Source organism: Pseudomonas sp. IT-P218 (genome assembly GCF_949767605.1).
Classification (GTDB): domain Bacteria; phylum Pseudomonadota; class Gammaproteobacteria; order Pseudomonadales; family Pseudomonadaceae; genus Aquipseudomonas; species Aquipseudomonas putida_AE.
This window is the reverse complement of sequence record NZ_CATKQQ010000011.1, coordinates 251,914-275,220: the sequence shown is the minus strand read 5'-3', so window position 1 is coordinate 275,220 and position 23,307 is coordinate 251,914. Positions and strand designations below refer to the sequence as shown.

The following is a 23,307-nucleotide window of genomic DNA, read 5'->3' as shown; positions in this document are numbered from 1 at the left end:
GAGCATTCTCAACGATAAACAGTCAGCGCCATGGCGCCGAACAGACAGGTAAACAGGCTCAGGCGCAGCAGCGCCGGGTGCCAGAAGAAGCGGTACAGGTCGAACCCGGACAGGAAGCGGTCCAGTGCCCAGGCCAACGCCGCCGCAATGAAAAACATCAGGGTCATGGTCGGCATGTAAACGCCGTGGAAGGCGATTTCACGGGGCATGGTCAAGTCCTTGGGGCTTGGTGTTCGTGTAGGAAGCGAGCGGCGATTGCGGGTCGAGTAGCGAGGTGCGGATAAAGTGCAGGTAGCTCTTCACCCGGCGCAGCGCCGAGGTGTCGAAGTGCGGGGCGAAGGGTTCGTCGGTGGCTTGCACGCGGCTGATCGCATGATCGACGGCGATCAACGCGCGCTCCAGATTGCTCTGGCCCGGTTGCAGGAACAGCCGCACCAGCGCACGCCCCATCACGCGGATGGACTGGCGCCACGGCTGGGACTCGGCATAGGCCGGATGCACCGGCAGGATCGCCTGCTCCTTGCGCAATTCGATGATCGCGTGCCCGACTTCCAGCACAACGAACATCCAGCGCAACAGCTGCCGCTGCACCTGCGGCTGGCCCGTCGCGAAACCGTAGGCCTGATGCACCAGGTCGCGGGTGCGGCTTTCGAAACTCGACGCCAGGCCCTTGAGTTTGCCGCTGATGGCGTAGACCACCTGGCCGCGCAGGTCCTGCTCCAGGCGCTGCCACAACCAGCGGCTGTTCGGCGGCAGAATGATCGCCCCGGCCGCCGCACACACCAGCATGCCAAGCACCATGGCGATGTAGTCGTTGATGAAGCTGTAGGGGTTGTAGACCGTGAGGTTGTCCGGCACCGAACCGGTGCTGAAGAAGATCAGCAAGCCGAGGCCGACGCCGGCGTACTGCGGGCGCGAGGCCAGGAATGAACCGAGCACGATCACCGGCGCGAGCATCACGCACAGCAAGGGGAAACCGTCGATCCAAGGGAAGATGAAAAACATCTCGACGAAGCCGATCAGCGCGCCGAGAAACGTCCCGCAGGCCATCTGGAATGCCATGCGTTTCGGGTTCGGCGTGGCGGCGGACAGGCCCACGGTGGCCGCCGCGATGAGCGTCATGGTCGCCCCGCTCGGCCACGCCGTCGCCACCCAATAGCTGCCCAGCACCACCAGGATGAACGCAGCGCGAATCCCTGAGGCTGCCGACACCAGCCAGTTGGTTTGCGGGGTGAAGGGCTCGTCCCAGCGTTCGCGCTCGTGGCTGTGATCGGCCAATGAAGCGTGGGTCTGTGCATAACTGTGCAAATCGTCAACGAAGCGATAGAGCAATTCGTAGGCGGTGTGGAAATCCAGCAGCTCGGCATCGCTCGGCTCGCTCTCCTGGAACACCGCCCGCAGGCTGCGCACCCGCGCTGGCAAACTGGCCTTGTAGGCGGTCAGCGCCGAGACCAGACGCGCTGCATCGGCACTGGTCAGCGCGCGGCCGCTGAAGCCGTCGAGCAATTCGGCGAGGTCCTGCAAACCGGGCTTGATGGCTGCCACGGCGTGATCGGTGTCACTGCTGCGCAGGCGTTCGAGCAACTGGTGCAAGGCGTTGAATCGCGTGGTGATGCCCATGAACTCGCTGTTCAGGCGACTGAGCCGACCGTTGCGTCGACGCATGTGCGGGTCTTCGAACACGGTGACGCTGCGCAGCCCCTCCAGGCCAACCGCTTCGGCAATGAAGCGCACGTTGCCGGCCTCGAAAGCCTCACGCTGGCTGCGCCCGCGCAAGCCGTCGGTGACAAACAAGGCGAAGACTCCGAAGCGCTGATACAGGGCATTGCGCATCGCGGCACTGGCGGTTTGCGGCAGGATCGCGGCGCTGACCAGGGTCGCGCAGAGAATCCCCAGGGAGATTTCCAGCACCCGCCAGACCGCCGCCATGAACGCGCCGTCCGGATGGGCCAGCGCAGGCAACCCGACCATCGCGGCGGTGTAGCCGGCCAGGACAAAACCGTAGGCGCGGAAGTTGCGGCAACGCGCCGCGCCGGCCGAGCAGATACCGACCCAGATCGCCAGCGCGCCGAGGAACAATTCGGTGTTCTGCGCAAACAGGGCGATCAACGCCACCATCACTGCCGAGCCGGTCAGGGTGCCCAGAAAGCGGTAGAAACTCTTGGCGAACACCTGGCCGCTTTGCGGCTGCATGACGATGAACACGGTGATCATCGCCGTGCGCGGCTGCGGCAATTCCAGGCGCATGGCCAGCCACAGGGTCAGGAACGCGGCGAACAGCACCTTGAAAATGTAGACCCAGGTCACGCCATCGCTGCGTGCCCAGTCGAAGAAGCCCCGGCGCCATTCAAGGGAGTACAGCCAGCGCAAGGGTGCGGGCAAGGGGGTCATGGATTCCTGCTCTGTGAAACCTGTGGGAGCCAGCCTGCTGGCGATAACGGAGTATCAGTTGACATCAATGTTGAATGTGCTGCCCTCATCGCCAGCAGGCTGGCTCCCACAGGTATTGTGTTCAACGCAAAAGGCTCGGGGTTTTCGGTGCCTGGGTCTGGCTGTCTTTCGGTACATCGTTGCCGGCACCCAGCCCACCGCCCAACGCCGTTACCAGTTCGGCATGCGCACTCAATCGCGCCGCCTGCACCTGCTGCTGCACCTGCTGCTGTTTGAACAACAGCGTCTGCGCATTAAGCACATTGAGGTAATCGGTCAGCCCGCGCTGGTAGGCGATCATCGCGATGTCGTAGGTCTTCTGCGCGGTGGCCACCGACTCGGCGGCGAAGGTTTGCTGATTGTCCATGGACTCGCGGCGGATCAACTGGTCGGAGATGTTTTTCAGCGCGTTGACCAGCGTCTGGTTGTATTTGGCCACGGCGATGTCATAACCGGCCGAAGCTTCGCCCAGCTCCGAGCGCAAACGCCCGCCGTCGAAGATCGGCAGCGAAATGGCCGGGCCGACGCTGTAGTTGAGCTTCTTGCCGGTGAGGAACTCCAGGGCGCCGCCACCGGTGGCCATGTAGCCCAGGCTGCCGACCAGGTCGACGTTGGGGTAGAAACCGGCATGCGCCACGTCAATGCCCCGCGCCTGCGCCGCCACTTGCCAGCGACTGGCGACCACGTCCGGGCGTTGCCCGAGCAGTTGCGCCGGCAACGACGATGGCAATTTCAACGCGGCACCCAGCGCCAGCGTCGGCCGCTGCAACTGCGCGCCCTCCCCCGGCCCCTTGCCTCCCAGCGCAGCCAGTTGATTTCGACTGAGGGCGATTTCTTCGTCCAGGGCGTCAATCTGACGGTGGGTTTCCGGCAGCGGCGTCTGGGCCTGGCTGACTTCGAAATGGGTGCCGATGCCGCCGTTCAAGCGCTTCTGCGCCAGCTCAAGGATCTGCTCTTGCTGCTGCAATGTCGCTTCGACGATGTCCCGTTGTGCATAGTGCAACGAGAGTTCGATGTAGACGCGCACGATGTTGTTCTGCAATTCGAGCTGCGCCTGGCGCGCTTCGGCGACCATCATGTGGGCCATGTCCACGGCGCGCTCGGTGGCATTGCTTTCGCGGGCCCACAGGTCGAGGGCATAACTGAAGCCCAGTGCGGCGTTGTTGTCCCAGGTGGTTGTGTTGGCCAGCTCACCGGGACCATAGAATTGATCGGTGGGCCAGTTGTGGCGCTTGAGGGTGGACTCGCCGTTGATCTGCAACGACTCCGCCGCTTCGGCAACACCGGCCATGGACCTGGCCTGGCGCACCCGCGCCGCCGCCATGGCCATGGTCGGGCTGCCTTGCACGGCGAGGTCGATCCAGCGATTCAGTTGCGGATCGCCATAGGCCTGCCACCATTGAGCGGTGGGCCAGTGCGCGTCCTGGGCGGCGCTCTGGATCGCTTCGTCCGTGGCCAGTGAATTGGCCTCCAGTGCCTTGCCCTGTGGGGCAATACCTCCGGTTCCGATGCAGCCGCTGATTGCCAGGGTTAAAACCAAAACACTGAGCGGCTGAAGCGCTCTGCTGATGCGACGCGGCACTGCTGCGATTTCCTGAATTTGGGAGGAGGCATACGGGTCCCGTGGGACCGGGGCAATTCTATGGGGCGGTCTGGATGGCGATAAGCTGGGATTCCTGTGAATCTTTGTTACCGTTAACGCGATAATCCCTTGGTCGGGGTCTCAGACCCTGAAACTTCGTGTCACAATTTGCCATCGAACCCGAGAGCACCCCATGGACACATTGCAAAACATGCGCGCCTTCAGCTACGTGGCCGAGGCCGGCAGCTTCACCGCCGCCGCCGTGCAACTGGACACCACCACGGCCAACGTCTCGCGCGCGGTCTCCAACCTGGAAGCCCACCTGCAAACCCGTCTGCTCAACCGAACCACGCGCCGCATCGCCCTGACCGAAGCCGGCAAGCGCTATTTACTGCGTTGCGAGCAGATCCTGAACTACGTCGAAGAAGCCGAAGCCGAGGCCAGTGACGCCCACGCGCGCCCGGCCGGGCAGCTCAAGGTGCACACCATGACCGGCATCGGCCAGCACTTCGTGATCGACGCCATCGCCCGCTATCGCAAGACCCACCCGGACGTGACCTTCGACCTGACCCTGGCCAACCGCGTGCCGGACCTGCTGGACGAGGGCTACGACGTGTCCATCGTGCTCGCCAGCGAACTGCCGGACTCGGGTTTCGTCTCCCAGCGCCTGGGGATTACCTACAGCATCGTTTGCGCCTCGCCCGCCTATGTCAAAGCCAACGGCTGCGCGCAAAAACCCGGCGACCTGCTCAACCACGCCTGCCTGCGCCTGGTGAGCCCGGTCATCCCCCTGGATAAATGGGCCTTCGACGGGCCTGACGGCCAGGAAATGGTCACCATCAACAGCTCGCCGTTCCTGGTGAACTCGGCCGATGCGATGAAAACCGCGATCACCAGCGGCATGGGCGTCGGTGTCCTGCCGCTATACGCCGCGATCGACGGGCTGCGCAACGGTACGCTGGTGCGGGTGATGCCCAATTACCGCTCCCAGGAGCTGAACCTATACGCGATCTACCCGTCGCGGCAGTACCTGGATGCAAAGATCAAGACCTGGGTGGAATACCTGCGCGGGTCATTGCCGGAGTTGCTGGCGGCGCACCAGGCGGAACTGGCCGCGTATGAATTGAGCGGCAGCCTCGCCGGGGCACGGATGGCGACCTGAGACATAGCTGAACGACAGGTAAAAAAAAACCCGGACACCATGTCCGGGTTTTTTCATCGCCTGGGTTCGATCAATGCAGGATCTGACTCAGGAACAGCTTGGTGCGGTCGTTCTGCGGGTTGTCGAAGAAGTCGTTCGGCGCGGCCTGTTCGACGATTTCGCCCTTGTCCATGAAGATCACGCGGTTGGCCACTGTACGGGCGAAGCCCATTTCGTGGGTCACGCAGAGCATGGTCATGCCGTCTTCAGCCAGGCCGATCATGGTGTCCAGTACCTCTTTCACCATCTCGGGGTCGAGTGCCGAAGTCGGTTCGTCGAACAACATGATTTTCGGCTTCATGCACAGCGCCCGGGCAATCGCCACACGCTGTTGCTGGCCACCGGACAGTTGCCCCGGGAATTTATGCGCCTGCTCCGGAATGCGTACGCGTTCCAGGTAGTGCATGGCGATTTCCTCGGCCTTGCGCTTGGGCATCTTGCGCACCCACATCGGCGCCAGCGTGCAGTTCTGCAGGATGGTCAGGTGCGGGAACAGGTTGAAGTGCTGGAACACCATGCCGACTTCGCGGCGGATCGCTTCGATCTGCTTGAGGTCGTTGGTCAGCTCCACGCCGTCGACCACGATGCGGCCCTGCTGGTGTTCTTCCAGGCGATTGAGGCAGCGGATGGTGGTGGACTTGCCGGAACCAGACGGGCCGCACAGGACGATACGCTCGCCCTGCTTGACGTTGAGGTTGATGTCTTTGAGTACGTGGAACTGGCCGTACCACTTGTTGACGCCCTGCATCTGAATAATGCCTTCAGGGCTCACAGGCTGTTTGATTGCTTCGCTCATTTGAAGAGAACTCCTAACGCTTGTGGCCAGTGTCGAGCTTGCGTTCCAGATGCATGGAATAGCGCGACATACCAAAACAGAAAATCCAGAACACCAGGGCGGCGAACACATAGCCTTCGGTGGCCATGCCCAGCCATTTCGGGTCGGCGGCGGCTTGCTTGACGCTGTTGAGCAGGTCGAACAGGCCGATGATGATCACCAGGCTGGTGTCCTTGAACAGCGCGATGAAGGTGTTGACGATGCCAGGGATCACCAGCTTCAGGGCTTGCGGCAGAATCACCAGGCCCATGCTGCGCCAGTAGCCGAGGCCCATCGCTGCGGCGGCTTCGTACTGACCCTTGGGAATCGCCTGCAGACCGCCACGTACCACTTCAGCCACGTAGGCCGACTGGAACAGGATCACGCCGATCAGCGCCCGCAGCAGCTTGTCGAAGTTCATGCCTTCGGGCAGGAACAACGGCAGCATCACCGATGACATGAACAGCACCGTGATCAACGGCACGCCGCGCCAGAATTCGATGAAGGTCACGCAGACCACCCGAATCGCCGGCATGTTCGAACGACGCCCCAACGCCAGGACAATCCCCAGCGGCAAGGCACCGGCAATACCGACGGTGGCGATCACCAGGGTCAGCATCAGGCCGCCCCATTGGCTGGTCGCCACTTGGGTCAGGCCGAAGACGCCGCCGTGCAGCAGGCACCAGGCAATGATCGGGTACAGCACCAGGAAGCTCAGGCCATACACCGCTTTATGGTGAAAGCGCGAGATGAACAAAGGTGCCACGCCGATGACCGCCAGCCACACCGTCAGGTCCACGCGCCAGCGCAGTTCCGGCGGGTAGTAGCCGTACATGAACTGGCCGAAGCGCTGCTGGATGAACACCCAGCAGGCGCCCTCCTTGGTGCAGTCGGCCTGGCTGGTGCCCACCCAGTTGGCATCGAGGATCGCCCACTGCAGGATCGGCGGTACCACCAGGTAAATCAGGTAGAACGCGAACAGGGTCAGCAGGGTGTTGAGCCAGCTGGAGAACATGTTCGCGCGCATCCACGCCACTACGCCGATGCTGCGACTCGGTGGCGGCATGTCAGGTTTGAAAGTATGAGTGCTCATGCGCTTTTCCTTACCGCTCGATCAGCGCAATGCGCTTGTTGTACCAGTTCATCAGCAGGGAAATGCTGATACTGATCGCCAGGTACACGCTCATGGTGATCGCAATCACCTCGATCGCCTGGCCGGTCTGGTTCAGCACCGTGCCTGCGAACAGCGAGACCATCTCCGGATAACCGATACCGGCCGCCAGCGAGGAGTTCTTCGCCAGGTTCAGGTATTGGCTGGTCAGCGGTGGAATGATCACGCGCAGGGCTTGCGGGATGATCACCTTGCGCAGGGTCGGCCCGTTGCGCAGGCCCAACGAGTGCGCCGCCTCGGTCTGGCCGTGGCTGACCGACTTGATGCCCGAACGCACGATCTCGGCGATGAACGCCGCGGTGTACACCGTCAGCGCCAGGGTCAAGGCCAGCAGTTCCGGGATCAGCACCCAGCCGCCGACGAAGTTGAAGCCCTTGAGCTGCGGCATTTCCCAATGCACGGGCGCGCCAAAAATCAGTGCGCACAGCGCCGGGATGACCAGTAACAAGGCCAGGCCGACCCAGAACTTGTGGAACGGAACGCCGGTGGCTTCGAAGCGTTTGTTGGCCCAGCGGCACATCAGCACGATGGCGACGATGGCCACCACGACACTGATCACGAACGCCCAGAAACCATCGGCCATCAGCGCCGCCGGCATGTTCAGGCCGCGGCTGCTGACAAAGAAGGTGTCGCCGAAGTTGTGGCTGTTGCGCGGCCCCGGCATGGTCAGGAACACCGCGAAGTACCAGAACAGGATCTGCAGCAGCGGCGGAATGTTACGGAAGACTTCCACGTACACCGTCGCCACTTTGGCGATGATCCAGTTCTTCGACAGCCGTGCCACACCGACGATGAAGCCGAGGATCGTCGCCAGGATCACGCCGATGAAGGTCACCAGCAAGGTGTTGAGCAGGCCGATGACAAACACCCGGGCGTAGCTGTCCGCTTCGGTGTAGTCGATCAGGTGCTGGGCGATGCCGAAGCCGGCACTGCGCTCGAGAAAGTCGAAACCGGAGGTGATGCCCCGGTGTTGCAGGTTGGTTTGCGTGTTGTCGAACAGAAACCAGCCTAGCGAGACCACACCGATAATGGTGATGATCTGGAATACCCACGCACGCACTCGTGGATCGCTGAGGCTGAGCCTCTGCTTTGGTGCGCCGATTGAATTTTGCATGAAGTGCCCCGCAAAGAATGGAACAGAACATCACCCGGCGGTTGGCCCGCCGGGTGATAGAACCATCAGCGCACTGGTGGTGCGTATTGAATGCCGCCAGCGTTCCACAGGGCGTTCAGCCCGCGGTCGATTTCCAGTGGAGTGCTCTTGCCGAGGTTTTTCTCGAACACTTCGCCGTAGTTACCCACTTGCTTGACGACCTGCACGACCCAGTCTTTCTTCACTTTCAGGTCTTTGCCGTATTCGCCGTCGGTACCCAGCAGACGGGCAACGTCAGGGTTCTTGGTGCCCTTGGCTTCGGCTTCGACGTTCTTCGAAGTGATGCCGGCTTCTTCAGCGTTGAGCATGGCGTAGCCAACCCAGCGCACGATGGCCAGCCACTCGTCGTCGCCATTACGCACGACCGGGCCCAGAGGTTCCTTGGAAATGGTTTCCGGCAGAACCACATAGTCCGCAGGCGCAGCCAGCTTGCTGCGCTGGGCGAACAGTTGGGACTTGTCGGAGGTCAGTACGTCGCAACGACCGGATTCCAGCGACTTGGCGCTCTCGTCGGAGGTGTCGAAAGTGATCGGGGTGTATTTCAGGCCGTTGCCGCGGAAGTAGTCGGAAACGTTCAGTTCGGTGGTGGTACCGGCCTGGATGCAGATGGTTGCACCGTCCAGTTCCTTGGCGCTCTTGACGCCGAGCTTATTGTTGACCAGGAAGCCGATGCCGTCGTAGTAGGTAATGAAACCCGGGAATTTCAGGCCCATGCCCGCGTCACGGGAGCTGGTCATGGTGGTGTTGCGCGACAGGATGTCGATTTCGCCGGACTGCAGCGCAGTGAAGCGCTCCTTGGCGTTCAACTGACTGAACTTGACCTTGGTCGCGTCGCCGAACACGGCAGCGGCCACGGCACGGCAGTAATCAGCGTCGATGCCGACGATCTTGCCGGTAGCATCCGGAACCGAGAAGCCAGGCAGGCCATCGCTGACGCCGCACTGTACGAAACCTTTTTTCTGCACTGCATCCAGGGTCGCGCCCGCCTGAGCGAACCCACTGACACCGAGTACCGCGGCTGCAGTCACGACTGCCAGGGTGGATTTCAACATCTTCATTCAAACCTCCAGTTTTGCTCTTGTTGTGTCGGAGCGTGAGTCCAGTCGCACCCTTTTGAGGCGGTGGTGACCCGTGTTGGCTTTTTTTAGGGTCAACCGACGTAGGACCGTAGCCATGAGTCTAGTAGGAGAAAATCCACATAATGGACAACTCACTTCTCACCAATCGGCCGAACGGGCTGTAGCCCTTTCTCGTTCGCGAAGCCCGTAGCGGCCACTGGCGAACATCCATTACCGGATTTTTGCTATCCCGCGGCCAGTCGTACACTGATAGTGTTACCGCCAGGCGCGAGATGAGTTGCACCGCTTCCCCATAGCAAAGCCCGTACCACACCGGCTGCTAAAGCGGTTAAGCGACAGGTCAATAGCAAAACTTGTAACCTTGCGACATCTTCGTAACTGATCAACCAGAGGCGCCCTCAGACCTCGCACTCAATGAGAGCGCCCGCACAAAATTGGAGCAACCATGACCGAGCCCTTGATTCTTGAACCTATCAAGCCCGCAGATGCCTGCGTCATCTGGCTCCACGGCCTTGGCGCCGACCGCTACGACTTCCTGCCGGTGGCCGAAGCGTTGCAGGAAAACCTGCTGACCACGCGCTTCGTTTTCCCTCAGGCACCGACCTGTGCCGTCACCATCAATGGTGGCTACGAGATGCCGAGCTGGTACGACATATTGGCCATGAGCCCGGCGCGCGCGATCAATCGCGAACAGCTGGAAGAGTCCTCGCAGAGGATCGTTAATTTGATCGACGTGCAGCGAGCCATCGGAATAGACGCCTCGCGAATTTTCCTGGCCGGCTTTTCCCAGGGCGGCGCCGTGGTTCTACACACCGCGTTTCTGAAATGGCAGGGCCCCCTGGGTGGCGTACTTGCCCTCTCTACCTATGCACCGACCTTCAGCGATGACCTGGAACTGTCCGCCAGCCAGCAGCGCATTCCGGTGCTGTCGTTGCATGGCCAGTACGATGACGTGGTGCAGAACTCGATGGGCCGTAGCGCCTACGAGCATCTGAAGCAGCGTGGTGTCACCGTGACATGGCAGGAATACCCAATGGGGCACGAAGTGTTACCCGAGGAGATTCGCGACATCGGCGTGTGGCTGACCGAGCGTTTGCGCTAAACATCGATGTTTAAAAACGCCCTTTGATCCATCCCTCTACGCCGCGCCCGATTCTTGCATTACACTGGCCGGCGTACATTCCTTAACCAATTGATGAGATGACCGTGCTCAAAGCACTCAAGAAAATGTTCGGTAAAAGCGAGACTGAGCAACTCGCGCCAGTCCCCAGCGCTCCGTCTCACACATCCAGCCACCGCACCGACGGTCATCAGTCTGGTCGGGCCGCCCCGGTAGCGGCACCGAAACACGAGCCAAAGAGCGCAGCGGTCGCCGAGCCCGTTGTGCAAACCGCCGCCGAGCAACCGCGCAGCGAAGCGCCAAAACCCGCCAAACCACGCCGCGAACCCAAGCCCAAGGCGCCGGTGATTCCCTGGAAACTCGAAGACTTCGTCGTCGAACCCCAGGAAGGCAAGACCCGCTTCCACGACTTCAAACTCGCCCCCGAACTGATGCACGCCATCCAGGACCTGGGCTTCCCGTATTGCACGCCGATCCAGGCCCAGGTGCTGGGCTTCACCCTCGCCGGCAAAGACGCCATCGGCCGGGCGCAGACCGGTACCGGCAAGACCGCGGCGTTCCTGATCTCGATCATCACCCAGCTGCTGCAGACCCCGCCGCCGAAAGAGCGCTACATGGGTGAGCCGCGCGCACTGATCATCGCCCCGACTCGCGAACTGGTGGTGCAGATCGCCAAGGACGCCGCTGACCTGACCAAGTACACCGGCCTCAACGTCATGACGTTCGTCGGCGGCATGGACTTCGACAAGCAACTCAAGCACCTCGAAGCCCGCCACTGCGACATCCTCGTGGCCACGCCGGGCCGCCTGCTGGACTTCAACCAGCGCGGCGACGTGCATCTGGACATGGTCGAAGTCATGGTGCTGGACGAAGCCGACCGCATGCTCGACATGGGCTTCATCCCCCAGGTACGCCAGATCATTCGCCAGACGCCGCCGAAGAACGAGCGTCAAACCCTGCTGTTCTCGGCGACCTTCACCGAAGACGTGATGAACCTGGCCAAGCAATGGACCACCGACCCGGCCATCGTCGAGATCGAGTCGCAGAACGTGGCCAGCGAAAACGTCGAACAGCACATCTACGCCGTAGCCGGTGCCGACAAATACAAACTGCTCTACAACCTGGTCAGCGACAACGGCTGGGAGCGGGTCATCGTCTTCGCCAACCGCAAGGATGAAGTGCGGCGCATCGAAGAACGCCTGGTGCGCGATGGCGTCAACGCCGCGCAGCTGTCCGGCGACGTGCCGCAGCACAAGCGCATCAAGACCCTGGAAGGCTTTCGTGAAGGCAAGATCCGCGTGCTGGTCGCCACCGACGTGGCCGGTCGCGGCATCCACATCGACGGCATCAGCCACGTGATCAACTTCACGTTGCCGGAAGTCCCGGACGACTACGTGCACCGCATCGGCCGTACCGGTCGCGCTGGCGCCGATGGAGTGTCCATCAGTTTTGCCGGTGAAGACGACTCCTACCAGCTGCCGGCCATCGAAGAAAAACTCGGTCGCAAGATCAGCTGTGAAACCCCACCGACGCATCTATTGCGGGCGGTTGAGCGCAAGCGGCCGTAACGGGCGACTTGCAGGAAAAGGCGCAGCCGGAAACGGACTGCGCTTTTTTTTCGTCTGGTTTTTTCAACAGGCGCTTGCTCGCGATAACTAAAAGTCCATAATGGACAAAATAGTTTACTCGCCACTCACGGAGCCACCATGGCCAGCACCCCCTACGTGATCAACCAATCCCAGGCCCGCGAGTTGCTGGCCCAGGTCGACGTGCCGCAGATCCTGCGCAAACTGTTCCGCGACCTGGCTGCCGGGCAAGCCGTGCAACCGGCACAGCAACTGGTGGAATTTCCCCGGGGTGCCGGCGACTTCATCAACTACCTGGGCGTGCTGGCCGAAGAGGGCGTGTACGGGGTCAAGACCTCGCCCTACATCGTGGGCGAGCAAGGGCCGCTGGTGACCGCGTGGACCTTGCTGATGTCGATGCAGACCGGCCAGCCGCTGTTGTTGTGTGATGCTGGCGAACTGACCACTGCCCGTACGGCCGCGACCACGGCGGTGGCGGTCGATGCCCTCGCGCCGCTCACAGCGAGTCGCCTGGCAATCATCGGCAGCGGCAAAGTGGCCCAGGCGCACCTGCATTACGTTAAAGGTCTGCGCGAATGGCAGAACATCAGCCTGTACTCGCCAAGCCTGAGCGAAGATGCTGAAACGGTGAGCCTGCTGAAAAACATCGAGCCACGCCTGAACATCGTCGACAATCGCGAGACTGCCGTTCAGGACGCCGACGTGATCATGCTGTGCACCTCGTCCGCAGGGCCCGTGATCGATCCGTCGAGCTTGCGCAAACCGGCGCTGATCACCTCGATCAGCACCAACGCCCCGCGCGCCCACGAAGTACCGCCGCTGAGCCTCAACGACATGCAGGTATTCTGCGACTACCGTGTGACCACCCCGGGCTCGGCGGGTGAAATGCTGATTGCCGGCGAACAGCATGGCTGGGATAACAAGGCGATTGTCGGCGACTTGCCCGACCTGCTCAGCGAGAAAGTGCAGCGCCCCGGCTACGACCGTCATGTGTTTTTCCGCTCCATCGGCCTGGGCCTGGAAGACATTGCGCTGGCCAATGCCATCTACCGCCTGCACCCCTGACACCACACATCCCTGTAGGAGCCGGCTTGCTGGCGATCGCATCACCTCGGTTTTCCTGACAGACCGCGGCGCCTGCATCGCCAGCAAGCCGGCTCCTACAGGGATCATCGAACCTTCGGCATTTGTGTTTCACAGGAGACATTCATGAGCCAGGCAGACTTCATCATCATCGGCGGCGGGATAGCCGGCGCTTCCACCGGTTTCTGGCTGTCGCAGCACGCACGCGTCATCGTGCTCGAACGCGAATCCCATCCGGCCTATCACTCCACCGGCCGTTCGGCCGCGCTGTACACCGCCGCCTACGGCACCCCGCAAGTGCGGGCGCTGACCCAGGCCAGCCGGGATTTCTTCGACGCCCCTCCGACCGGTTTCTGCGAACACCCGCTGCTGACCCCACGCGGCGAAATGACCGTGGACTTGACCGGTGACCCGGCCGAACTGAACAACCAATACCTGAGTGCCAAAGCCACTGTGCCGCAAATGCAGTTACTCAGCGCCGACGAAGCCTGCGCGCTCGTGCCGATCCTGCGCCGGGAAAAAGTCCACGGTGCGATCTACGATCCGACCGCCAGCGACATCGACACCGATGCCCTGCATCAGGGTTACCTGCGGGGAATCCGCCGTAACCAGGGCGAAGTCCATACCGACAGCGAAGTCCTGAGCCTGACCCGTGATGGCGCAGGCCTGTGGCAGGTGCAAACCAAGGACCAGACCTTCAGCGCGCCGGTGATCATCAACGCCGCCGGCGCCTGGGCCGACAAGATCGGCGAAATGGCCGGCGCCCGGCCGCTGGGCCTGCAACCCAAGCGCCGCGCGGCCTTCATCTTTGCCGGCCCCGAAGGCGTGGACATCCACCATTGGCCGATGCTGGTCAGCCTCGACGAATCCTTCTACATGAAACCCGACGCCGGCATGTTCCTCGGCTCGCCGGCCAACGCCGACCCGGTGGAACCTCACGACGTGCAGCCCGAAGAACTGGACATCGCCATGGGCATCTACCAGATCGAGGAAGCCACCACCCTGACCATCCGCCGCCCGACCCGAACCTGGGCCGGCCTGCGCAGTTTCGTCAGCGACGGCGACTTGCTGTCCGGTTTCGATCCGCAGGTGCCGGGGCTGTTCTGGGTGGCGGCACAAGGCGGTTACGGCATCCAGACCTCACCGGCCATGGGCCAGGCCAGTGCTGCGCTCGTGCGCGGTGAAGCCCTGCCCGAAACCCTCAGCCGTTTCGGTCTGAACGCCGGCATGCTGTCCCCTGCCCGCCTGGGCTGACTATTGTCCTCAGGTGACGCGCCGACTCGATTGCGGCACACTTTCAGCGTCCTGAATCACGGGGCGCTGAAGCTGCCCCGGAGCCCCATTGTATGAACGCACCTGCACAAGATCCTGCCCTGAACGACACGTCCCTGGATAACTTCCGGGCGATTGCCGATGCCATCGCCACGCTGTTTTTTCCCCACGCCGAAGTAGTGCTGCACGACCTGCGCACGCAAAAGGTCGACTACATCGCCAACAACCTGTCGAAACGGGAAATCGGTGACGATTCGGCGCTGGATGACATGCTCGGCGACGATGTCGGCGAACGCAACATCGGGCCGTACGAAAAGCTCAATTGGGATGGTCAGAAGATCCGCAGCCTCAGCACCGTGCTGCGCGACCGTGAGGGACTCCCGCTGGCAGTGCTGTGCATCAACCTGAATATTTCGCTGTTCGAGAATGCCAAGGCCGCGCTGGACCTGTTCCTGTCGCCGACCAAGCTGATTCCTCAGCCGGATTCACTATTCCGCGATGACTGGCAGGAGCGGATCAATACCTTCCTCCACGCCTGGCTGCGCGAACGCCAGCTGAGCCTGAACCTGTTGACCCGCGATCACAAACGCGAACTGGTGCTGGCCCTGCACGCCGAAGGCGCCTTCAAGGGCAAAAGCGCCTCCAACTATGTGGCCAATGTGCTGAACATGGGGCGGGCGACGGTGTACAAGCACCTGAAGGAACTCAAAGGCTGAAACCATACCTTGCCGGCGATCGCATCACCCGGGTTTTCCTGATAGACCGCGGCGCCCGCATCGCCTGTAGGAGCCGGCTTGCTGGCGATCGCATCACCACGGTTCCTGACAGTCCGCGGTGCCTGCATCGCCAGCAAGCCGGCTCCTACAGAGAGAGCGATGTTTACTCCAAGGCGGAAGCCGGGCCGAAGAACTCGTAACGGCTCTGCTTCTCTGGCACACCCAACGCCTTGAGGTGACGCTTGACCGCCGCCATGAAGCCCTTCGGCCCGAGGAAGTAAGCGTCCAGGTCGCGCTCTTCGGGCAACCAGGCGGCCAGTTGTTCCTGGCTCAACATCCCGACCTTGTGCGCCGCCGGGCTGACGCCGTCATCCTCGGCATAGCAGTAGAAACGCTTGAGTTGCGGATGACGCTCGGCCAGCCCGTCGATCCAGTCGCGGAAGGCGTGGACGCTGCCATTGCGCGCGCAGTGGATAAAGTGCACCGGCCGCTCGGTTTGCAACGCTGCTTCCAGCATCGCCAGGGTCGGGGTGATGCCGACACCGCCGCTGATCAGCACCAGCGGCTTGTCGCTGGCGCTCAGGGTGAACTCGCCCGATGGCGGGAACAACTGGATGCTCGCCCCTACCTGCAGTTGATCGTGCAAATGATTGGAGGCCCGACCACCGGTTTCACGCTTGACGCTGATGCGGTACTGGCCCTTGTTCGCCAAGGCCGACAACGAATAGTTGCGACGGATCTCTTCGCCATCGAGGATCAGTTTCATGCCGATGTACTGACCGGGTTCGGCCGCCAGAATCTGGCCTTTGTCGGCCGGTTCGAAATAGAAGGAGGTGATTTCCGCACTCTCCTCGACCTTGGCCACCACGATGAATTCCCGCGCCCCGCGCCAGCCACCCGGTGCCTGCTCTTTCTGGTCGTAGATGCTTTTTTCGGCACCGATCAGAATGTCCGCCAGTTGCCCGTAGGCCGCCGCCCATGCCGCGATCACCTCCGGGGTGGCGATCTCTTCGCCCAGCACTTCGGCGATTGCACGCAACAGGCACTTGCCGACAATCGGGTAGTGTTCCGGCAGAATCTGCAGGGCCACGTGCTTGTTGATGATCTTGGCCACCAGGTCGCCCAGCTGGTCGAGCTGATCGATGTGGCGGGCGTACATCAACACACCATTGGCCAGGGCGCGCGGCTGGTCGCCGGAAGCCTGGTGGGCCTGGTTGAACAACGGACGCACTTCTGGATACTCGGACAACATCATGCGATAGAAGTGGGTGATCAACGCTTCACCACCGCTTTCCAGCAGCGGCACAGTGGATTTGACGATGGCACGGTCTTGAACGCTGAGCATAGAGTGACTCCTGGGCAACGAGGGTTTCTTAACAGTTGCCCTATGCTTATCAGTTTCCGTGCCAAGAATTAAAACCATATAAATCAATGAGTTAATGACACAGTAGTCATATCGACACAGCGTGATCTATAGTCACATCGACTACATGGAGTCACTATGACTGCAAAATCCCTGTTAACCGCCCTGCTGCCCCTGGTCTCCGACCTGTCCCGTGAACTCCCCGAAGGCGAGCGCTATCGGCGCCTGCTGGAAGCCATGCGTGCCCTGCTCCCGTGCGACGCGGCCGCCCTGCTGCGCCTCGATGGCGAATGGCTGGTGCCGCTGGCCGTCGACGGGTTGAGCACCGACACCCTCGGTCGGCGCTTCAAAGTCAGCGAGCACCCGCGTTTCCAGGCCCTGCTCGGCAGCACCGGTCCCACCCGGTTCGCCGCTGACAGCGACCTGCCTGACCCCTATGACGGCTTGGTCGATGGTCTCGATGATCACCTGGAAGTCCACGATTGCATGGGCTGCCCGCTGTTCATCGACGAGCGGCCGTGGGGCCTGCTGACCCTCGACGCGCTCAATCCGGAACAGTTCGAACCGGTCGAGCTGGATGCCCTGGAAGCCTTCGCCAGCCTCGCCGCGGCCACCGTCAACGCCGCCGAACGCATCGAGCGGTTGAACAACCGAGTCGAAGACGAACACCAGCGCGCCGAGGTCTACCGCCAGGCCAGCGGCCAGCAACACCGCGAGATGATCGGCCAGAGCAAGGCGCACAAACGCCTGGTGGAAGAGATCGACCTGGTGGGCGGTAGCGATCTGACGGTGCTGATCACCGGGGAAACCGGGGTCGGCAAGGAGCTGGTGGCCCAGGCCATCCATGCCGCCTCGCCTCGCGCCGACAAACCGATCATCAGCCTCAACTGCGCGGCGTTGCCCGATACGCTGGTGGAGAGCGAACTGTTCGGGCATGTCCGCGGCGCCTTTACCGGGGCGCTGAATGATCGCCGTGGCAAGTTTGAACTGGCCAACGGCGGCACGCTGTTTCTCGATGAAGTCGGCGAACTGTCGCTGACGGTGCAGGCCAAACTGCTGCGGGTGCTGCAAAGCGGCCAGCTGCAGCGACTGGGTTCGGACAAGGAGCATCAGGTCGACGTGCGACTGATCGCGGCGACCAACCGCGACCTGGCCGAGGAAGTGCGCAGTGGCCGTTACCGCGCCGACTTCTATCACCGCCTCAGTGTCTATCCCCTGCTGGTCCCGGCGCTGCGGGATCGCGGGCGGGATGTGTTGCTGCTCAGCGGTTTTTTCCTCGAGCAGAACCGCTCGCGCATGGGCCTCAACAGCCTGCGCCTGAGCACCGACGCTCAAGCGGCGTTGCTGGCCTACGACTGGCCCGGCAATGTGCGCGAGCTGGAACACCTGATCGGCCGCAGTGCATTGAAGGCGTTGGGTAACTGCAAGGATCGCCCGAAGATCCTCAGTTTGAGTGCCGCCGACCTCGACCTGCCCCATGCCCGTGTCGAAGCCGGCGTCGAAGTCAGCGCCGAGCAACCCGCTGTTGTCGACGTCGAATCGGTGACGGGAGATTTGCGCGAAGCCACCGAGCGTTACCAGCGCCAATTGATCGGCGCCTGCCTGGAGCGCCACCATCACAACTGGGCGAGCGCTGCCCGGGAGCTGGGCCTGGACCGGGCCAATCTCGGGCGGATGGCCAAGCGCCTGGGGATGAAATAGCACCGTGGCGCATAACTTGCTTCCACAGCAACCTTCGCGGCGACATTCCGACGCCGCTGACTGCCCTCGGATGCGACTGACCGCTCAATGAATACGACGTTTTCCTGTGTAGGCTGTGGCAAATGCTGCAATGACCACCACGTACCCCTGACCCTGCCCGAAGCCCGGATGTGGGCGGCTGACGGTGGCCAGGTGATCGTGCTGGTGGAAGCCTTCCTGAGTAATGGCCTGGGCCTGTCGGCGCAGCAACGCGAGCATGCCGAAGCGCGCTCGGCGCTGGTGCGCAGCGGCGCCTGCGAGGTTTACGTTGCCATCACTTTTGCCGCCTATAGCACCGGTGCCTGCCGCCATCTGGACCAGGACAACCTGTGCCGCATCTATGAGCGCCGGCCGCTGGTGTGCCGCATCTATCCGATGGAGATCAATCCGCACATTCCCCTGAACATCGCCGCCAAGGAATGCCCGCCGCAATCGTGGGAAACAGGGCCGCAGCTGATTGTGGGTGGCCAACTGGTGGACCCGGAACTGGCGCAACTTATCCAGCGCTCCCGCCAGGCGGATCGCGACGACATCCACATCAAGGATGCGATTTGCGCGTTATTGGGGATTCGTACGACGGCCCTCAAGGGCGACGGGTTTACCGCTTACCTGCCGGACATGACCGAGTTTGCAACGATCATCGACGAATTGGCCGGGCAGACGTTACCGGTCTGGGAAAGTGAGTGGCAGTTTCATGTGTCGGGGGACGATATCGCGGGGCGCGTAATGGCGGCGGGTGCGCAGGTGGTGACTGAGCCACCCGCCGACTACGCGTTTATTTCATTGCGGGCGGCTTGATGCCACGAAGGCCCGCTGGATAAACCTGAAACCTAACGCTTGCCCATCGAACGGCGTGTACCCGGAGGCGCCATCCCCGGCGTCTTGGTGTGGCCATTCTTGGCGCCATTCTTGTACCACGGCTGGCTGGCGTCCTTGTTGGCCTGCAGCTCACCCGGCTTGAATGGGAACTTGAACGCCGGGATAGCGGGTTTGGTCTCGCTGTCAGCGCTGGAGTCGACGCTGCCTGGCAGCTCTGCCTGTTCGGCGCCCAAGGCGTCGGCTACCGGCGGTTGTTTCGGGGAAGTCATGAAAAGCTCCGGGTGATGCACACTGTGTCGGGCCCGGTCAGCGGGCCGCGAAAGACGACAGTATAGCGGAATGGCAGCTGCAAGCTCCAAGCTGCAAGCGTCAAGTTAAAAGCGCTGCGGGTAGCTTTTAACTTGCGGCCTGGCGCTTGAAGCTTGTAGCTTTCCACCCATTCTCCTGCGCCCGAAGAGCCCTTTGCCCATGAAAAAGACCGTCCTCGCCTTCAGCCGCGTCACGCCAGAAATGGTTGAACGCCTGCAACAAGACTTCGACGTCATCGTGCCGAACCCGAAAAAGGGCGACATCAACGCCCAGTTCAACGAAGCCCTGCCCCATGCCCACGGCTTGATCGGGGTCGGTCGCAAGCTGGGTCGCGCACAACTGGAAAACGCCGCCCGGCTGGAAGTCGTGTCCAGCGTCTCGGTGGGCTATGACAATTATGACGTGGCCTATTTCAACGAGCGCGGGATCATGCTCACCAACACGCCGGACGTGCTCACTGAAAGCACCGCCGACCTGGCCTTCGCCTTGTTGATGAGCAGTGCGCGCCGCGTCGCCGAACTCGACGCCTGGACCAAGGCAGGTCAATGGCAAGCCAGCGTCGGTACCCCGCTGTTCGGCTGCGACGTCCACGGCAAGACCCTGGGCATCGTCGGCATGGGCAATATCGGCGCGGCCATCGCGCGCCGGGGTCGCCTGGGCTTCAACATGCCGGTCATCTACAGCGGCAACAGCCGCAAGACTTCGCTGGAACAGGAGCTCGGCGCGCAGATGCGCAGCCTGGACGAGCTGTTGGCTGAAGCCGACTTCGTCGTCCTGGTGGTCCCGCTCAGCGAGAAAACCAGGCACCTCATCAGCCATCGCGAACTGGCCCTGATGAAGCCGAGCGCGATCCTGGTGAACATTGCCCGTGGTCCGGTGGTAGATGAACCGGCACTGATCGAGGCGCTGCAAAACAACCGCATCCGCGGCGCCGGGCTGGATGTGTATGAAAAAGAACCGCTGGCCGAATCACCACTGTTTCAACTGAAAAACGCCGTGACCTTGCCGCATATCGGTTCGGCCACCCATGAAACCCGCGACGCCATGGCCAACCGTGCCCTGGCGAACCTGCGCAGTGCCTTGCTGGGCGAGCGCCCACAAGATCTGGTCAACCCGCAGGTTTGGAAAGGCTGATTGAACGATGGCACGTCTCTGGCTGGACGTGCCACTTTGCGCAACATTAAAAAACGCTGAATTGCTATTGAAAGACGACATAACTTGCAATGCAGTCTCCGGCCGAACTTGTCTGAACAGTTATAAACTCCGAGCGATTAAAAGAGCACCAAACGTGCACTCGGAGAATACCCCCATGAATAAACTAACCACCATCTGTGTGATAAGGCGGAGCAAAATACTGATTGTTTTGACAGCGGCATTGTTCGGACTGATGACGCTCATCAACAATGTCACCGACTATGCGGCATACGCCGACTATATCGGGCACATCATCAGCATGAGCAATACCGAGGGCAACGATTCCCGACGCTACAGGGCAATCACCTCCAACATGTTTCATCATCGATTTTACTGGGCGATCATTTCGCTGGAGACCATTTTCACTTTCAGCTGCATGGCGGGAACTTATCAGCTTTACCGAAAAGTCGATGCTCCACGCCAAGAGTTTCACGAAGCAAAAAAATTCGCGATCGCTGGCCTCGTGACAGGCATCATTGTTTACCAACTTCTATACGTCACCATACTCAATGAGTGGTTTGACCTGGAGTACTCTACTCAACGTAATGCCAATGATTGGGCACAAAGAAACATTGAATACATGTTTCTTGCCCTGATTTATCTCACCGCCGTAAAAGACAATTGAACAGCCTGCTCAAGCCAGCTTTCCCGGCACGGCGCTGGCGCTCGCCCTGGGCTTGCGAAACACCAGCACGTTGCCCAGCATGACCATCATCAGGCCCACGAGCGCCGGAGGGGTCCATTGGTAGCCTTCGGCAAACGCCGAGACATTCAGCGCCACCACCGGAAACAGTACGGTGCAATAGGCGGCGCGCTCGGGGCCCATGCGCCCGACCAGGGTCAGGTAAGCGGTGAACCCAATGACCGAACCGGGGATCACCAGGTACAACAGCGAGCCGATGTAGCGTGCGTTCCATTCCATGTCGAAGGCAATGCCCTTGGCCAGGCACCAGGCACACAACATCGCCGCGCCGTAGGCCATGCCCCAGGCATTGGTCGTCAGCGGCTTGAGCCCGGCTTTTTGCTGCAGGCTCGACAGCATGTTCCCCGCCGAGAAACACAAGGTGCCGCACAGGGCCAGGCCCAGGCCGAGCAAGGTTTGCGGGCTGGCCGTGTGCCCGACCAGCTCGGGCCAGAACAACAGGCCCAGGCCGAGCAAGCCCAAGGCGCCGCCCATCAGCACATTGCGGGCGATTTTCTGGCCGAAGAACACCCGTGCATTCAGCGCATTCCACAGCGTAGCCGTGGAAAACACCACGGCGACCAGGCCGCTGGGGATCCACTGGCTGGCGGTGAGGAAACACATGAAGTTGACACAGAACAGGCACAACCCCTGCGCCAGGCAAATCAGATGCCCGCGGCGGTTCATCACTTGCAGGCGGCGGCTGAGCAACAGGATCACGAACAGCACCAGCGCCGCCAAACCAAAGCGATAGACAATGGACACGGGAATCGCCACCACGCCCAGTTGCCATTTCAGGGCAATCCAGGTGGTGCCCCAGATCAACACAGTCAGCAGGTACAACGAAAGGTTCATGACAAAGGCTCCTCGGCTAGGTGCCCAGTGTCCTGCGCCACGATGCGCCGCACTTGCATAATCTTGCGCTTTTGTCCGGCGACGGGCTGGCAGGCGAACGCTTACGGAGTAGGATGCAAGGCGTTGGAGAGAACGATCATGCCCGCACTGGAAACCCTGCAAGTCTTTCAAGCCCTCAACCGCTCGCCCAATGCTCGCCTGGAGCACAGCGCCGAGCTCGGTGACGGCATGGCTGCGGCCCTGTGGAGCAACCATCACGACGCCCAGGACTACGCAGCGCCGAGTCACCACACCTTGTCCTGCTACATCGCCGGCGGCACCGGCACCTTCCGCCGTGACCAGCCCGGCACCAAGGGCGGCCCGGACAAACTGTGCATCCTGCCGGCCGAGCATCAGTCAGGCTGGGTGATCAACGGCGACATTCGCCTGGCACACCTGTATTTCAGCCCCGAGCAATTTGCCCTGGGCTGCGTCACCCTGCTTGATCGCGAGCCCCGGCAAATGCAGTTGCGCGAGCAAACCTTTCTCGATGACCCGCAGCAGGCGGCGCGCTTTCGACGGTTGATCACCCTCAATTGGCACGAACCGGGCGAACGCCTGCTCACCAGCAGCCTGGCCCACGAGATGCTCGCCCATGCGCTGCTCAGCCAGGTCGGTACTCGTCAAGGTTTGCGCCTCAAGGGCGGATTGGCTGCGCATCAGCGCCGGCAGTTGGTGGAGTTCATCGACAGTCAGTTGGCCGAGGCCATCAGCCTGGGGCAGTTGGCTGCGTTGTGTGCGCTGTCGGAGTATCACTTTGCGCGGATGTTTCGTGAGAGCTTTGGGTTGCCGCCGCATCAGTATGTGCTCGCGCGGCGACTGAGCCGGGCGCGGGAATTGTTGCGCTCAACTTCGCAGCCGTTGGGGGAGATTGCGTTGGCGTGCGGGTTTGCCAGCGCTAGTCACTTCACCAATCGATTTCGGCAGGTATTGGGGGGAACGCCTGGAGAGTATCGACAGGCTTTTTTACAATAAATCGAAACCTCATATTCATCCCCAACACAATAACTAATTGTTTATTTCTAAACACTATTGAATACGATTAAATACTAGTATTTCTGACAGTATCCATCCACACCCGGATAGATAACACTCCCCA

The 23,307-nt window shown here is 61.5% G+C and carries 21 protein-coding genes; 11 read left to right on the top strand and 10 right to left on the bottom strand.

What is annotated here, in order from left to right:
• Window positions 1–8 precede the first annotated feature (8 nt).
• From ACM6I6_RS07875 to ACM6I6_RS07865, 3 genes are all read right to left on the bottom strand, one after another.
• Window positions 9–209 (bottom strand): DUF1656 domain-containing protein, encoded by a 201-nt coding sequence (locus ACM6I6_RS07875; protein WP_015096751.1) that lies wholly within the window; start codon window positions 207–209, stop codon window positions 9–11.
• A complete protein-coding gene (locus tag ACM6I6_RS07870) occupies window positions 199–2,391 on the bottom strand; it encodes an FUSC family protein (protein WP_274073936.1) in 2,193 nt (730 codons plus the stop codon). Before ACM6I6_RS07870 ends, ACM6I6_RS07875 begins: the two co-directional genes overlap by 11 nt.
• Window positions 2,392–2,512: 121 nt before the next feature.
• Window positions 2,513–4,012 carry an efflux transporter outer membrane subunit gene (locus ACM6I6_RS07865; RefSeq protein WP_414919701.1) on the bottom strand — a complete coding sequence of 500 codons (1,500 nt, stop codon included), beginning with the start codon at window positions 4,010–4,012 and terminating at the stop codon, window positions 2,513–2,515.
• Between the two features lie 193 nt (window positions 4,013–4,205).
• On the opposite strand from ACM6I6_RS07865, the gene ACM6I6_RS07860 reads away from it, so the two are divergent.
• On the top strand, window positions 4,206–5,174 hold the full coding sequence (locus ACM6I6_RS07860) for a LysR family transcriptional regulator (RefSeq protein ID WP_274073938.1): 969 nt from the start codon (window positions 4,206–4,208) through the stop codon (window positions 5,172–5,174).
• A 70-nt stretch (window positions 5,175–5,244) separates the two neighbouring features.
• On the opposite strand, the gene ACM6I6_RS07855 is transcribed toward ACM6I6_RS07860, so the two are convergent.
• From ACM6I6_RS07855 to ACM6I6_RS07840, 4 genes are all read right to left on the bottom strand, one after another.
• The gene (locus ACM6I6_RS07855; protein ID WP_003171943.1) at window positions 5,245–6,009 is read right to left on the bottom strand and encodes an amino acid ABC transporter ATP-binding protein; all 765 of its coding nucleotides are present in this window, start codon (window positions 6,007–6,009) and stop codon (window positions 5,245–5,247) included.
• A gap of 13 nt (window positions 6,010–6,022) precedes the next feature.
• The gene (locus ACM6I6_RS07850) at window positions 6,023–7,120 is read right to left on the bottom strand and encodes an amino acid ABC transporter permease (protein ID WP_274073939.1); all 1,098 of its coding nucleotides are present in this window, start codon (window positions 7,118–7,120) and stop codon (window positions 6,023–6,025) included.
• 10 nt (window positions 7,121–7,130) lie between these two features.
• Window positions 7,131–8,312 carry an amino acid ABC transporter permease gene (locus ACM6I6_RS07845; RefSeq protein WP_274073940.1) on the bottom strand — a complete coding sequence of 394 codons (1,182 nt, stop codon included), beginning with the start codon at window positions 8,310–8,312 and terminating at the stop codon, window positions 7,131–7,133.
• 65 nt (window positions 8,313–8,377) lie between these two features.
• Window positions 8,378–9,409, bottom strand: a complete 1,032-nt coding sequence (locus ACM6I6_RS07840; protein WP_414919700.1) for an amino acid ABC transporter substrate-binding protein — start codon at window positions 9,407–9,409, stop codon at window positions 8,378–8,380.
• Between the two features lie 466 nt (window positions 9,410–9,875).
• On the opposite strand from ACM6I6_RS07840, the gene ACM6I6_RS07835 reads away from it, so the two are divergent.
• The 5 genes from ACM6I6_RS07835 to ACM6I6_RS07815 all read left to right on the top strand — a co-directional run bounded on the left by ACM6I6_RS07835 (window position 9,876) and on the right by ACM6I6_RS07815 (window position 15,207).
• Window positions 9,876–10,532 carry an alpha/beta hydrolase gene (locus ACM6I6_RS07835; protein WP_414919699.1) on the top strand — a complete coding sequence of 219 codons (657 nt, stop codon included), beginning with the start codon at window positions 9,876–9,878 and terminating at the stop codon, window positions 10,530–10,532.
• Between the two features lie 98 nt (window positions 10,533–10,630).
• Entirely contained in the window at window positions 10,631–12,118 is a 1,488-nt protein-coding gene (gene rhlB, locus ACM6I6_RS07830) for an ATP-dependent RNA helicase RhlB (RefSeq protein WP_274073943.1), read from the top strand.
• Window positions 12,119–12,256: 138 nt separating this feature from the next.
• A complete protein-coding gene (locus tag ACM6I6_RS07825; protein ID WP_323605607.1) occupies window positions 12,257–13,201 on the top strand; it encodes an ornithine cyclodeaminase family protein in 945 nt (314 codons plus the stop codon).
• A 144-nt stretch (window positions 13,202–13,345) separates the two neighbouring features.
• Window positions 13,346–14,473, top strand: coding sequence for an NAD(P)/FAD-dependent oxidoreductase (locus ACM6I6_RS07820; RefSeq protein ID WP_274073945.1), 1,128 nt, complete (start codon window positions 13,346–13,348; stop codon window positions 14,471–14,473).
• Window positions 14,474–14,565: 92 nt separating this feature from the next.
• Window positions 14,566–15,207, top strand: coding sequence for a helix-turn-helix transcriptional regulator (locus tag ACM6I6_RS07815; RefSeq protein ID WP_414919698.1), 642 nt, complete (start codon window positions 14,566–14,568; stop codon window positions 15,205–15,207).
• A 163-nt stretch (window positions 15,208–15,370) separates the two neighbouring features.
• On the opposite strand, the gene hmpA is transcribed toward ACM6I6_RS07815, so the two are convergent.
• Window positions 15,371–16,552 (bottom strand): NO-inducible flavohemoprotein, encoded by a 1,182-nt coding sequence (gene hmpA, locus ACM6I6_RS07810; RefSeq protein ID WP_414919697.1) that lies wholly within the window; start codon window positions 16,550–16,552, stop codon window positions 15,371–15,373.
• Window positions 16,553–16,708: 156 nt separating this feature from the next.
• Between hmpA and norR the strand changes: the two genes are divergently transcribed.
• Together norR and ACM6I6_RS07800 are read left to right on the top strand one after the other, a co-directional pair.
• Entirely contained in the window at window positions 16,709–18,271 is a 1,563-nt protein-coding gene (gene norR, locus ACM6I6_RS07805; RefSeq protein ID WP_274073948.1) for a nitric oxide reductase transcriptional regulator NorR, read from the top strand.
• Between the two features lie 87 nt (window positions 18,272–18,358).
• Entirely contained in the window at window positions 18,359–19,108 is a 750-nt protein-coding gene (locus tag ACM6I6_RS07800) for a YkgJ family cysteine cluster protein (protein WP_323605603.1), read from the top strand.
• Between the two features lie 32 nt (window positions 19,109–19,140).
• Here ACM6I6_RS07800 and ACM6I6_RS07795 read toward each other — a convergent pair whose 3' ends face one another.
• Complete coding sequence (locus tag ACM6I6_RS07795) at window positions 19,141–19,398, bottom strand: hypothetical protein (RefSeq protein ID WP_274073950.1); 258 nt, start codon at window positions 19,396–19,398, stop codon at window positions 19,141–19,143.
• 199 nt (window positions 19,399–19,597) lie between these two features.
• Here ACM6I6_RS07795 and ACM6I6_RS07790 point away from each other — a divergent pair, with 199 nt between their 5' ends.
• Complete coding sequence (locus ACM6I6_RS07790) at window positions 19,598–20,572, top strand: D-glycerate dehydrogenase (protein ID WP_323605602.1); 975 nt, start codon at window positions 19,598–19,600, stop codon at window positions 20,570–20,572.
• 175 nt (window positions 20,573–20,747) lie between these two features.
• On the top strand, window positions 20,748–21,257 hold the full coding sequence (locus ACM6I6_RS07785) for a DUF2165 domain-containing protein (RefSeq protein ID WP_274073952.1): 510 nt from the start codon (window positions 20,748–20,750) through the stop codon (window positions 21,255–21,257).
• A gap of 9 nt (window positions 21,258–21,266) precedes the next feature.
• Here the strand turns inward: ACM6I6_RS07785 and ACM6I6_RS07780 are convergent, their stop codons facing one another.
• Window positions 21,267–22,169 carry a DMT family transporter gene (locus ACM6I6_RS07780; RefSeq protein ID WP_323605601.1) on the bottom strand — a complete coding sequence of 301 codons (903 nt, stop codon included), beginning with the start codon at window positions 22,167–22,169 and terminating at the stop codon, window positions 21,267–21,269.
• Between the two features lie 138 nt (window positions 22,170–22,307).
• Between ACM6I6_RS07780 and ACM6I6_RS07775 the strand changes: the two genes are divergently transcribed.
• Window positions 22,308–23,183, top strand: coding sequence for a helix-turn-helix domain-containing protein (locus ACM6I6_RS07775; protein WP_274073954.1), 876 nt, complete (start codon window positions 22,308–22,310; stop codon window positions 23,181–23,183).
• The last annotated feature ends 124 nt before the right edge of the window (window positions 23,184–23,307 follow it).

What these genes read in the sequence shown, in the direction of transcription:
- ACM6I6_RS07855 (WP_003171943.1), bottom strand. Translation starts at nt 6,009, where the DNA reads ATGAGCGAAGCAATCAAACAGCCTGTGAGCCCTGAAGGCATTATTCAG.
- ACM6I6_RS07835 (WP_414919699.1), top strand. Translation starts at nt 9,876, where the DNA reads ATGACCGAGCCCTTGATTCTTGAACCTATCAAGCCCGCAGATGCCTGC.
- ACM6I6_RS07845 (WP_274073940.1), bottom strand. Translation starts at nt 8,312, where the DNA reads ATGCAAAATTCAATCGGCGCACCAAAGCAGAGGCTCAGCCTCAGCGAT.
- ACM6I6_RS07850 (WP_274073939.1), bottom strand. Translation starts at nt 7,120, where the DNA reads ATGAGCACTCATACTTTCAAACCTGACATGCCGCCACCGAGTCGCAGC.
- hmpA (WP_414919697.1), bottom strand. Translation starts at nt 16,552, where the DNA reads ATGCTCAGCGTTCAAGACCGTGCCATCGTCAAATCCACTGTGCCGCTG.
- ACM6I6_RS07795 (WP_274073950.1), bottom strand. Translation starts at nt 19,398, where the DNA reads ATGACTTCCCCGAAACAACCGCCGGTAGCCGACGCCTTGGGCGCCGAA.
- ACM6I6_RS07800 (WP_323605603.1), top strand. Translation starts at nt 18,359, where the DNA reads ATGAATACGACGTTTTCCTGTGTAGGCTGTGGCAAATGCTGCAATGAC.
- ACM6I6_RS07820 (WP_274073945.1), top strand. Translation starts at nt 13,346, where the DNA reads ATGAGCCAGGCAGACTTCATCATCATCGGCGGCGGGATAGCCGGCGCT.
- ACM6I6_RS07840 (WP_414919700.1), bottom strand. Translation starts at nt 9,409, where the DNA reads ATGAAGATGTTGAAATCCACCCTGGCAGTCGTGACTGCAGCCGCGGTA.
- ACM6I6_RS07790 (WP_323605602.1), top strand. Translation starts at nt 19,598, where the DNA reads ATGAAAAAGACCGTCCTCGCCTTCAGCCGCGTCACGCCAGAAATGGTT.
- ACM6I6_RS07780 (WP_323605601.1), bottom strand. Translation starts at nt 22,169, where the DNA reads ATGAACCTTTCGTTGTACCTGCTGACTGTGTTGATCTGGGGCACCACC.
- norR (WP_274073948.1), top strand. Translation starts at nt 16,709, where the DNA reads ATGACTGCAAAATCCCTGTTAACCGCCCTGCTGCCCCTGGTCTCCGAC.
- ACM6I6_RS07860 (WP_274073938.1), top strand. Translation starts at nt 4,206, where the DNA reads ATGGACACATTGCAAAACATGCGCGCCTTCAGCTACGTGGCCGAGGCC.
- rhlB (WP_274073943.1), top strand. Translation starts at nt 10,631, where the DNA reads ATGACCGTGCTCAAAGCACTCAAGAAAATGTTCGGTAAAAGCGAGACT.
- ACM6I6_RS07875 (WP_015096751.1), bottom strand. Translation starts at nt 209, where the DNA reads ATGCCCCGTGAAATCGCCTTCCACGGCGTTTACATGCCGACCATGACC.
- ACM6I6_RS07775 (WP_274073954.1), top strand. Translation starts at nt 22,308, where the DNA reads ATGCCCGCACTGGAAACCCTGCAAGTCTTTCAAGCCCTCAACCGCTCG.
- ACM6I6_RS07825 (WP_323605607.1), top strand. Translation starts at nt 12,257, where the DNA reads ATGGCCAGCACCCCCTACGTGATCAACCAATCCCAGGCCCGCGAGTTG.
- ACM6I6_RS07870 (WP_274073936.1), bottom strand. Translation starts at nt 2,391, where the DNA reads ATGACCCCCTTGCCCGCACCCTTGCGCTGGCTGTACTCCCTTGAATGG.
- ACM6I6_RS07785 (WP_274073952.1), top strand. Translation starts at nt 20,748, where the DNA reads ATGAATAAACTAACCACCATCTGTGTGATAAGGCGGAGCAAAATACTG.
- ACM6I6_RS07815 (WP_414919698.1), top strand. Translation starts at nt 14,566, where the DNA reads ATGAACGCACCTGCACAAGATCCTGCCCTGAACGACACGTCCCTGGAT.